Raw genomic sequence first — 12,465 nt, 5'->3', positions numbered from 1 at the left:
TGGTTTTATTAGAGAATATACTCAGCACTTAAACTGATCGGCTCGTTGTATGCATCCACAAGGGAGTTTTTTCCTTGCTTCTTAGCATTGTATAACGCTTGGTCTAATATCGAATAGAGCTCATCAAAGTTGGTGAGTGGCATTGAGGTTGATAGATAGGCCAGACTCGCAGATATATTCAATTGATGGTTATTAAGCGAATGTACACTCTTTTCTGAAATTGTTTTATGCAGACTTTGTATTCTAAAGGGAACGTCAATCTCATCGACGTTTTTCAATAGCAAGATAAACTCTTCTCCACCTAAACGACCCAAGTACTCTCCCTTATTAAGTTTAGCTTTAAGCGCTTTGCATACCTGTTGTAGTACTAAGTCGCCAGTCGGATGACCATACTGATCATTAATCGCCTTAAAGTCATCTAGATCGATTAATGCTAGAACGTAGCGGAAGTCTCCTTCCGCTTTGGAGGTTTGGCTTTTAATCGTCTCTATAATTGCCGCTCTGTTTAATGCACACGTTAAGCTGTCTATTTTGGCTTTTAAGCGTGTTTGTCGCTGAACCATCAATGCCAGAGCGAGGAGAATCAATAAACAGAAAACAACAAAATTATAAGTGCGTTGTTGGTCTGTGAGTTTTTCAAACTGGTACTGACTTAGAAGAGTTTCGTTGTTCAACTGCGCGACTTGTAGATCATATTCATACTCTTTTTTAGTGAGATCTAGTGCCTCTAACGCCTTGATATTACTCGCGTCTCGGTTCGTTAGTTCAATCGTCGAGTAGGCCTCGTGATGCTCCAGTGCCTTTTTGTAATCATTTTGAGCTTGGTATGCTTTTGAGAGGAGTAATTGGGCTTGCGCTTGCAATAAGGGCCTAGCGTTTTTTACCGCTAATCTTAACGCAATTGTACCGTGTTCAATCGATTTTTCGGGTGTATGGTTCTTTAAATATGCCAATCCAGCAGCCAAATGACCCTCTGTTTCAAGGTGCGTATTCTCATATGTTTGGGCAATGTTTAATGCTCTTCCAATGTAATCTACCGCGGTATCCAATTGCCCAGAATCGGCCAAAGCAGCAGATAACCCTAAATAGGTCAACCCTTGCCCGTATGGATAATGAAGTTGTTCGAGAATCGTTAATGCATTTTTGTAGTGGCTGATGGACTTATCGAGTTCTTTGGATTTTCTGTACATCGCTCCTAGACTATGTTCGACTTGCGCAACTTCAAGAGGTGTCCCTTCATCTTGGCGAACCAGTAAGGCTTGAATGAGATATTGCTCTGATTGTTCAAATTGCCCCAGCTCTGCAAGTAAATTGCCGACGTCATTGTAAATCCCTGAAGGATCGCTTTGCGTCGACATGTTGGCCATCAACTGTCGATACAAACTTAAGGCTTTTTCATAGTCACCGCGGTAATTGTAGTTATTTGCTACCACGCGCAAAGCAAGATCAACAGGGAAGTTTTCTTGATGCTTATGATTTAAGTGGCTCTCTAAGGATGAGCAATAAAAGTTTGCTTTGTGATAACGACCTTGTTGATTCAGCGTATAACAAAGTTGATAGTTCATCAGAGCCTTGCCTTCGGAATCGGATTTTTTCTTCATTGTCTGTCGCAAAGAAGAAAAGCTATCTACTGAGGCCTCGTAACTACCATGCTTACGTTCCTTTAAGGCAAGAATATATTCTGATTCTAATTGAGAAAAACGGTTGTCTAAGACTTGACTGCTGCCGTAGTAAGGCTGATTTATGTTTGACATATATTCATAAATCAATCCACTTACGTAGAGCTTTTCGCTGTCCGATTTCGCTGTATGGTAGCGATCTTGAAGCATGCTCAATGCCGACTCAGGGTTGCTTCGTAGTGTGGTTTGGTAGACAGAGTGCCACTGTGTGATATTTTGGTTTGGTTCAATATCTTGAGTGTCGCTTGCATATACTGGAGTGAACAAAAGTGACGCAAGCAAGGGATAGAGCACGCGCATGTTTAAACGAGCCTTTAATTTAAGGTGCCTTTAAAGTTGAGTTATCATAGCGCTTTTAACGCATCAGCGTTGTGATTAAGTTGGGTGTACTAAGAAAAAGAGTAGTAAAACTATGCACTTGGTCGAGATATTGAAAGAAGAGGCATAAAAAAGAAAGACCTCAACATAAAGTTGAGGTCAGAAATCTTTAATCAATGTAAAGCTTTGCTAGATCTTGAGGCTCCATTTCTTTGCCTTCTAACTGATCGTTCCAGTTAGTTCCAACAAGAACACCATCTTCAGCAAGAGTCAAAAGCCAATCTTCAACAAAGATATCTAATGGGATTTCTAGTACAGTAAAATCTGCCCATTCTTCAACATTATGTGCTTCTGCATCTTCTTTAGAAGACCAGAAAGGCATGACTTCGCTGTTTTCGAATTCAGTTGAATCGCAAGATAGCCAACCTTCTTCATTGCGTAAACCCCAAACCAATTGGTTTTCTTTCGTTTCTGCAACAAAAAGGTCAAGGTTCGCTTGGATATCTGATGTAAGTTTGCTCATTTCAAAACTCTCGTTGTTATGACGTGGCTAGAGTAACACTAAAGTGCCGATTCCTAAAGCATAATACGGTTGTCGAAATGAGTAAAAATAAAGGAGCCGAAGCTCCTTTTCTGAGGTTAAGTATTCACTCGTTTTTGTTTGCTTTGTGCTTGCAGAGCAAACAAAAACAGGTACTTTACCTTTCTGGAAGAGTTGTGAATATTGTCCACTCTCTTTTTATCTCGCCTTTGTAACCAACGACTGATGCGGTTACTCGACGATTTAAAGCATGGCTGACTTCATCGGTCCCTTGCTGTGCTAAGTGAGTGTCACCAAAACCAACAATGCGGACTCTACTCGGTTCGATGTCGTAGCTTAGTAGGGCTTCACGGACATTGCGTGCTCGTCTTTCAGAAAGATCTTGGTTATGCTTTGAACCACCAACGTTACTAGCATAGCCGTGCAGCTCTATCGAAGTAGTAGGGTACTCTTTTAAAAAGTCGGAAAGCTCTCGGACTTGTCTTCTGAAGACTGGATTGATCTCATCAGAGTCGTTAGCAAAAAGTATCCGCACTTGCATGTTATCTGATGCTTTAATGTATTCTCCACAACCGTCGTTGTCGACCTCTGAGCCTTCAGGTGTACCTGGGCACATATCTCGAGCATTGATGACACCATCGTTATCGTCATCTTGCAAATCTGCTATTTGTTCTGCATTTGGTACAGGACGATACTCATATTCGTCTTCAGCAACAACGTGTTGAGTGATGGCGAGCATACCCAATGCAAATAGAATCTTCACTGGTTTCATGATCAGTACTCCACCTTTTCATTCCATTCTGTAGGTACATCGACACGCAAGGCATTTAACAATTGGCCAGTCGCGTTCATAACGCGGTACTTGGCGTACTGCTCTGAGTATCGAGCATCCAAGTAGTTCTTTCTCGCTTCGAAAAGTTCGTTTTCAGTATTTAACAAGTCCAGCAGAGTGCGTTTTCCAATGCGATACTGCTTTTCGTAGGCGATGACAGTTTCAGAGGCTGAATCTACGTGATCCGCTAGGAACTCTTTTTGTTGAAGTGTTAAATCTAACGCACTCCAAGATAGACGAAGACCTTCTTCGACTTGGCGGTATGCACGTTCTCTTAAGTCTTTTGCTTTATTTAGTTGGTAGGCAAAACTTTCAGCGTTGGCTACGTCACTACCACCGTTAAAGAGGTTGTAACGCATGCGCAACATCGCTGTTGTCTCTTCGCTGCTTCCTTCAATACCGCTTGCATCATCACGCCATGTTTGAGCCGCTTCTACCGATATCGTTGGATAGTAAGCTCCCTTAGATTGCTTGTATTGGAACTTTGCAGAGTCCACATCAGCTACCGAGATTTTGATTACTGGGTGTGACTCGAATGCCAAGTCAATCGCTTCATCGATGGTGTAGGGAATAAAGTTTTGGTCCGCTCTTGGGAAAATCAATCCTTGTGGTGACTGTCCGACAAGGCGTGTAAAGGTGGTGTGGCTGTCATATAAGTTGTTCTGAGCTGCCACCAAGTTACCGTGAGCCTTTGCTAAACGAGCCTCTACCTGGGTTAGGTCTGCTGTAGAACCGATACCTGAGTTAACTCGCTTTTTAATGTCTTCATAGATCTTCTTATGCACTTTCAAGTTATTCTCGGAAAGTGTAAGAATTTCATAAGCTTTTACTGAGTCTAAATAAACTTTCGCGACCTCTAGAGCGGTGTCTTGGGCATCAGCTAGAAGTTGATAACGGACCGATTCAGCATCAGCTGCTGTTCGATCCATATCATTAAGTGTCGCTGAGCCATCCCATATTAGCTGGGTTAGTGTCACGGTGGCTTCTTTTCTTGTCAGGTCGGTTGAATCTCGCCCTGACTCTGCGGGTTTGATTCCTTCGTAACCGATACCGGCATCTAAGTCTACGGATGGGAGGTAAGCACCACCAGATGCTTCATTCACATACTGCTTGCTAACGAATTCATTGAACGCACTTTTGATGTCAGGATTGGTTTTTAATGTGTTTTCAACCGCTTGCTCTAGCGTTTGCCCAAACGCATGACTAGCGGTGAACATACCAATACAAAAGGCGTTGGCACGAGTCCACTTCACTGTGATTCTCCTAGATAATGGTAAAAATTCTCGAGGTGATAGGGCTTATAAGTGGAATACTTATAAGGGCGTCAATAATTTAGCGCACAATAACATTAATATGCGATGAAGTAACCTGTTGATTCGCTGTTCATTTGTTTCAATTTTGATAAATCAACCTACTAAATCTGCCTAAAACTTGAATTAAGATCTCAAATTAAAGATAGAGGTAATGGCTAGAAACGAGTGTCCAGATTTTAATAAAATAAAACACTTATGCATCTGGATTCTTATTGATGTATGACACATAATTACTTTATTGAGCATCAAATTGCTGTTATTGCACTATATATTCGGGCAATATATAGCAAATTAGTATTGTTAGTCAAAAACTTGACAGTTATTTAGGGTTAAGGTTTATATGGATCGTACAGCATTAGTGCCACTCGGTAATCAAGTCGTCGTAATAGGTTTGGATGGGCAGCTGAGAGTCCTTGCAGAAGGACAGCAGCCTCTACCAGGTGAAGTGATAGTGGCAATGACAGATGCTGCGCCTCAAGACCTGAAAATTCAGCTTGCTCAAGAGCAAGGTTTAAAAGATATTTCAGACGATGTAGCACAGATTATTAGTGCTATTGAGCAAGGTCAAGACCCTTCTGCTATTGATGAAGAACTCGCACCTGCAGCGGGTGAAAATAGTGGCTCCAGTTTGCAAAATAGTGCCACGATTGTACGAGATGGTACTGAAGTGCTAGCCTCAACAAACTTTGAAACTATTGGCCTAGAATCCCTCGGCTTATCTGAAACACAAGCGTTGACCTTAAATGACTTCTTCACAACAGGTATCGAGACAAGTGGGGATGGCTCAAGTAAGCCACTTACTAATTCTCCAGTGACATTAAGCGCTGTTGAGGAAGATAGCGATCCAATCACGATAACTACTGAAGAATTACTATCTAATGTCAATATTGATGATGCCGATACTCTTGTCATTACAAACGTCACTATTGAGAGTGGGAATGGCACCTTAATTGATAACAGCGATGGATCTTGGACTTACATTCCAGAGGCTGATGATGACACTGAAGTGTCATTCTCCTATGACATTATTGATAACGATGGCGGTGTTATTAATGGCACTGCTAACTTAGATATTACGCCTGTTAATGACGCGCCAATAGCAACTAATGATGCGATTCAAACTGACGAGGATTCCCAGGTTGTAATTGATGTGCTCGCTAACGACAGTGATATTGAAGGTGATGATTTAATCATTACCTCTGCTTCTGTACCAGAAGAGCAAGGTATCGTTGAGATTATCGATGGTAAGCTTGTTTTCACTCCGGCCGAAAATTTCAACGGTAATGCAACGATTAGCTACACCATCACAGATGGTGAGTTAGAGGATGAAGCTCAAGTTTCGGTAACAGTAAACTCAGTTAACGATGCGCCTATTGCCTCTAATGATACAACAATTACAGAGGAAGATAGTTCAGTAACGGTTGATGTCCTGCCAAACGACACCGACATTGATGGCGATACGCTGTCTATCCAATCGGCTTCCGTACCTGAAACACAAGGTACAGTTGAGATCGTTGATGGAAAACTGGTCTTCACACCGGCTGAGAACTTCCATGGTGACGCTGAAATCACTTACACCGTGACCGATGGTGCACTGACTGACCAAGCGACGGTCAACGTCACCGTGAATGCGGTGAACGACACGCCTGTGGTTGAAAGCAACATTGCAGACCAAACCTTGGCGGAAGACTTTACGCCATACACCATCGATCTGAATACCGCTTTCAGCGACGTGGATAACGTTGATGGTGAGTTAACGTTTAGCGTCTCTGGCAACAGCAACGTGTTGGTTTCGATTGAAAATGGCATCGCGACCATTAGCCCAACGGCAGACTGGAACGGCTCAGAAGCGTTGACCTTTACGGCTACCGACCCAAGCGGTGAAAGCGTTAGCCAAACGGTGAACTTTACGGTTGCGCCAGTGGCGGACATCGTGGCAGACAAAGCGACGGTCGTGGAAGACACGCCAACCATCATCAAGGTCTTAGGTAACGACACGTTCGAAGGCGACGACAAAGTGGTGTCGCTGGATACCAACAACGGTCCAGCCAACGGCACGGTCTCGGTCAACCTGGACGGCAGCGTCACTTACACGCCAAACGACAACTACCACGGGGCAGACAGCTTCACCTACATCGTCACCTCCGGTGGGGTATCAGAATCCACCACGGTGAACGTCGATGTCACACCAGTGAACGATGCGCCAGTGGCAAACGATGACACGGCCACAACACAAGAAGATACCGCTGTCACGATTGATGTCCTACCAAACGACACCGATATTGATGGTGATACGCTGTCTATCCAATCAGCGTCCGTACCTGAAACACAAGGTACAGTCGAAATTATTGACGGCAAATTGGTGTTCACACCGGCTGAGAACTTCCATGGTGATGCTGAAATCACTTACACCGTTACCGATGGTTCACTGACTGACCAAGCGACGGTTAACGTCACCGTGAATGCGGTGAACGACACACCTGTGGTTGAGAGCAACATTGTAGACCAAACCTTGGCAGAAGACTTTACGCCATACAGCATCGATCTGAATACCGCTTTCAGCGATGTGGATAACGTGGATGGCGAGCTGAGCTTCAGCGTTTCTGGTAATAGCAACATTCAAGTGGCGATCGTCAATGGCATTGCTACGTTCACTCCAACCGCGGACTGGAACGGCTCAGAAGCATTGACCTTTACGGCTACCGATCCAAGCGGCGAGAGCGTTAGCCAAACGGTGAACTTCACGGTAGCGCCTGTGGCGGACATCGTGGCAGACAACGCGACGGTTGTGGAAGATACGCCAACCATCATCAAGGTCTTAGGTAACGACACGTTCGAAGGCGACGACAAAGTGGTGTCGCTGGATACCAATAACGGTCCAGCGAACGGCACGGTCTCGGTCAACCCGGATGGCAGCGTGACCTACACGCCGAATGACAACTACCACGGTACAGACAGCTTCACCTACATCGTCACCTCCGGTGGGGTATCGGAGTCCACCACGGTGAACGTCGATGTCACGCCAGTCAATGACGCGCCAGTGGCGACCAATGACAATGCCGTTACTGACGAAGACACGCCAGTGACGATTGATGTCCTGCCAAACGATACTGACATCGATGGTGATACGTTAAGCATTGATTCGGCGTCTGTGCCGAGTGAGCAAGGGACAGTTGAGATCGTTGATGGCAAACTGGTCTTCACACCGGCCGAGAACTTCCATGGTGACGCTGAAATTACTTACACCGTCACCGATGGTGCACTGACTGACCAAGCGACGGTTAACGTCACTGTGAATGCGGTAAACGACGCGCCTGTGGTTGAAAGCAACATTGCAGACCAAACCTTGGCGGAAGATTTTACGCCATACAGCATCGATCTAAATACCGCTTTCAGCGATGTAGATAACGTCGATGGCGATCTGACCTTCAGCGTCTCTGGCAACAGCAACATTCAAGTGGCGATCGTCAATGGCATTGCTACGTTCACTCCAACGGCAGACTGGAACGGCTCAGAAGCGTTGACGTTTACGGCCACCGATCCAAGCGGTGAAAGCGTCAGCCAAACGGTGAACTTCACAGTGGCGCCTGTGGCGGACATCGTGGCAGATAAAGCGACGGTTGTGGAAGACACGCCGACCATCATTAAGGTTTTAGGTAACGACACGTTTGAAGGCGACGATAAAGTGGTGTCGCTGGATAGCAATAACGGTCCAGCGAACGGCACGGTCTCGGTCAACCCGGATGGCAGCGTGACCTACACGCCGAATGACAACTACCACGGTACAGACAGCTTCACCTACATCGTCACCTCCGGTGGGGTATCGGAGTCCACCACGGTGAACGTCGATGTCACACCAGTGAACGATGCGCCAGTGGCAAACGATGACGCGGCAACAACACAAGAAGATACCGCTGTCACGATTGATGTCCTACCAAACGATACTGACATCGATGGCGATACGCTGTCTATCCAATCAGCGTCTGTACCTGAAGCACAAGGTAAGGTTGAAATTGTTGGCGGCAAGTTGGTGTTCACACCGGCTGAGAACTTCAATGGCGATGCTGAAATCACTTACACCGTCACCGATGGTTCGCTGACTGACCAAGCCACGGTCAACGTCACCGTGAATGCGGTGAACGACACGCCTGTGGTTGAGAGCAACATTGCAGACCAAACCTTGGCGGAAGATTTCACGCCATACAGCATCGATCTAAATACCGCTTTCAGCGATGTGGATAATGTTGATGGCGAGCTGAGCTTCAGCGTTTCTGGTAATAGCAACATTCAAGTGGCGATCGTCAATGGCATTGCTACGTTCACTCCAACCGCGGACTGGAACGGCTCAGAAGCATTGACCTTTACGGCCACCGATCCAAGCGGTGAAAGCGTCAGCCAAACGGTGAACTTCACAGTAGCGCCTGTAGCGGACATCGTGGCAGACAACGCGACGGTTGTGGAAGACACGCCGACCATCATTAACGTCCTAGGTAACGACACGTTTGAAGGCGACGACAAAGTGGTGTCGATCGATACCAATAACGGTCCAGCTAACGGCACGGTCTCAGTCAACCCGGACGGCAGCGTCACTTACACGCCAAACGACAACTTCCACGGCACAGACAGCTTCACCTACATCGTTACGTCCGGTGGGGTATCAGAGTCCACCACGGTGAACGTCGATGTGACGCCAGTGAACGATGCGCCAGTGGCAAACGATGATACCGCTGTTACTGACGAAGATACACCAGTGACGATTGATGTTCTGCCAAACGATACTGACATCGATGGTGATACATTACGTATTGACTCGGCGTCTGTGCCGAGTGACCAAGGTTCTGTCGAAATTATTGATGGCAAACTGGTGTTCACACCGGCCGAGAACTTCCATGGTGATGCCGAAATCTCTTACACCGTGACCGATGGTTCGCTGACCGACCAAGCGACGGTCAACGTCACCGTGAATGCCGTAAACGACACGCCTGTGGTTGAAAGCAACCTCGCAGACCAAACCTTGGCGGAAGACTTTACGCCATACAGCATCGATCTAAATACCGCTTTCAGCGATGTGGATAATGTTGATGGCGAGCTGAGCTTCAGCGTTTCTGGTAATAGCAACATTCAAGTGGCAATCGTCAATGGTATTGCTACGTTCACTCCAACCGCAGACTGGAACGGCTCAGAAAACCTAACGTTTACGGCTACCGATCCAAGCGGAGAAAGCGTTAGCCAAACGGTGAACTTCACAGTTGCGCCTGTGGCAGATATTGAATCTGACCGCGCGACGGTTGTGGAAGACACGCCAACCATCATTAAGGTCTTAGGTAACGATACGTTCGAAGGCGACGACAAAGTGGTGTCGCTGGATACCAATAACGGACCAGCTAACGGTACGGTCTCGGTCAACCCGGATGGCAGCGTAACCTACACGCCAAACGACAACTATCACGGAACAGACAGCTTCACCTACATCGTCACCTCAGGTGGGGTATCAGAGTCCACCACGGTGAACGTCGATGTGACGCCAGTGAACGATGCGCCAGTGGCAAAAGATGACGCGGCAACAACACAAGAAGATACCGCTGTCACGATTGATGTCCTACCAAACGATACTGACATCGATGGCGATACGCTGTCTATCCAATCAGCGTCTGTACCTGAAGCACAAGGTAAGGTTGAAATTGTTGGCGGCAAGTTGGTGTTCACACCAGCTGAGAACTTCCATGGTGACGCCCAAATCACTTACACCGTTAGCGATGGTTCGCTGACCGACCAAGCGACGGTCAATGTCACCGTAAATGCCGTAAACGACACGCCTGTGGTTGAAAGCAGCATTGCAGACCAAACCTTGGCAGAAGACTTTACGCCATACAGCATCGATCTGAATACCGCTTTCAGCGATGTGGATAATGTTGATGGTGAGTTAACGTTTAGCGTCTCTGGTAATAGCAACATTCAAGTGGCGATCGTCAACGGTATTGCTACGTTCACTCCAACCGCTGACTGGAACGGCTCAGAAATCCTAACCTTTACGGCGACCGATCCAAGCGGCGAAAGCGTTAGCCAAACGGTGAACTTTACGGTAGCGCCAGTGGCGGACATCGTGGCAGACAACGCGACGGTTGTGGAAGACACGCCGACCATCATTAAGGTCTTAGGTAACGACACGTTCGAAGGTGACGATAAAGTGGTGTCGCTCGATACCAACAACGGTCCAGCTAACGGTACGGTCTCGGTCAACCCGGACGGCAGCGTGACTTACACGCCGAACGACAACTACCACGGTACAGACAGCTTCACGTACATCGTTACCTCCGGTGGGGTATCGGAATTCACCACGGTGAACGTCGATGTGACGCCAGTCAACGACGCGCCAGTGGCAAAAGATGATACAGCTGTTACTGACGAAGACACGCCAGTGACAATTGATGTCCTGCCAAACGACACCGATATTGATGGCGATACGCTGTCTATCCAATCGGCGTCTGTACCTGAAGCACAAGGCACAGTTGAGATTGTTGATGGCAAACTGGTGTTCACACCAGCTGAGAACTTCCATGGTGACGCTGAAATCACTTACACCATCACCGATGGTGCACTGACTGACCAAGCGACGGTCAACGTCACCGTGAATGCGGTGAACGACACGCCTGTGGTTGAAAGCAACATTGCAGACCAAACCTTGGCGGAAGACTTTACGTCATACACCATCGATCTGAATACGGCCTTCAGTGATGTGGATAACGCCGATGGCGATCTGACCTTCAGCGTCTCTGGTAACAGCAACATTCAAGTGGCGATCGTCAACGGTATTGCTACGTTCACTCCAACCGCAGACTGGAACGGCTCAGAAGCGTTAACCTTTACGGCCACCGATCCAAGCGGCGAGAGCGTCAGCCAAACGGTGAACTTCATAGTATCGCCAGTGGCGGACATCGTGGCAGACAACGCGACGGTTGTGGAAGACACACCAACCATCATCAAGGTTTTAGGTAACGACACGTTCGAAGGCGACGATAAAGTGGTGTCGCTGGATAGCAATAACGGTCCAGCCAACGGTACGGTCTCGGTCAACCCGGATGGCAGCGTCACTTACACGCCAAACGACAACTACCACGGTACAGACAGCTTTACCTACATCGTTACGTCCGGTGGGGTATCGGAGTCCACCACGGTGAACGTCGATGTCACACCAGTGAATGATGCGCCAGTGGCAAACGATGACGCGGCAACAACACAAGAAGATACCGCTGTTACGATTGATGTCTTGCCAAACGATACTGACATCGATGGTGATACGTTAAGCATTGATTCGGCATCTGTGCCGAGTGACCAAGGGACAGTCGAGATTGTTGACGGCAAACTGGTGTTCACACCGGCCGAGAACTTCCATGGTGACGCCCAAATCACTTACACCGTTAGCGATGGTTCACTGACTGACCAAGCGACGGTCAACGTCACCGTGAATGCGGTGAACGACACGCCTGTGGTTGAAAGCAACATTGCAGACCAAACCTTGGCGGAAGACTTTACGCCATACAGCATCGATCTAAATACTGCGTTCAGCGACGTGGATAACGTGGATGGCGAGCTGAGCTTCAGCGTTTCTGGTAATAGCAACATTCAAGTGGCGATCGTCAATGGCATTGCTACGTTCACTCCAACCGCGGACTGGAACGGCTCAGAAGCATTGACCTTTACGGCTACCGATCCAAGCGGCGAGAGCGTTAGCCAAACGGTGAACTTCACGGTAGCGCCTGTGGCGGACATCGTGGCAGACAA

At 47.3% G+C, this 12,465-nt stretch carries 5 protein-coding genes; 1 reads left to right on the top strand and 4 read right to left on the bottom strand.

Annotated elements, in window-relative coordinates; genetic code table 11:
• Nucleotides 1–8 precede the first annotated feature (8 nt).
• From R7E42_RS05475 to R7E42_RS05460, 4 genes are all read right to left on the bottom strand, one after another.
• Nucleotides 9–1,979: a tetratricopeptide repeat-containing diguanylate cyclase gene (locus tag R7E42_RS05475; protein ID WP_318072414.1), complete on the bottom strand. Its 1,971-nt coding sequence runs from the start codon at nt 1,977–1,979 to the stop codon at nt 9–11.
• Between the two features lie 187 nt (nt 1,980–2,166).
• Complete coding sequence (locus R7E42_RS05470) at nt 2,167–2,520, bottom strand: DUF2750 domain-containing protein (protein ID WP_005377352.1); 354 nt, start codon at nt 2,518–2,520, stop codon at nt 2,167–2,169.
• 175 nt (nt 2,521–2,695) lie between these two features.
• Nucleotides 2,696–3,310 (bottom strand): OmpA family protein, encoded by a 615-nt coding sequence (locus R7E42_RS05465; RefSeq protein ID WP_318072413.1) that lies wholly within the window; start codon nt 3,308–3,310, stop codon nt 2,696–2,698.
• Between the two features lie 2 nt (nt 3,311–3,312).
• On the bottom strand, nt 3,313–4,623 hold the full coding sequence (locus R7E42_RS05460) for a TolC family outer membrane protein (protein WP_017821962.1): 1,311 nt from the start codon (nt 4,621–4,623) through the stop codon (nt 3,313–3,315).
• 400 nt (nt 4,624–5,023) lie between these two features.
• Here R7E42_RS05460 and R7E42_RS05455 point away from each other — a divergent pair.
• On the top strand, nt 5,024–12,465 hold a 7,442-nt coding region (locus R7E42_RS05455), incomplete at its 3' end, for a tandem-95 repeat protein (protein WP_318072412.1).

It is taken from the genome of Vibrio sp. Vb1337 (assembly GCF_033338715.1).
In the GTDB taxonomy this organism is placed as follows: Bacteria; Pseudomonadota; Gammaproteobacteria; order Enterobacterales; family Vibrionaceae; genus Vibrio; species Vibrio alginolyticus.
This window is presented reverse-complemented; position numbering and strand designations above follow the sequence as displayed.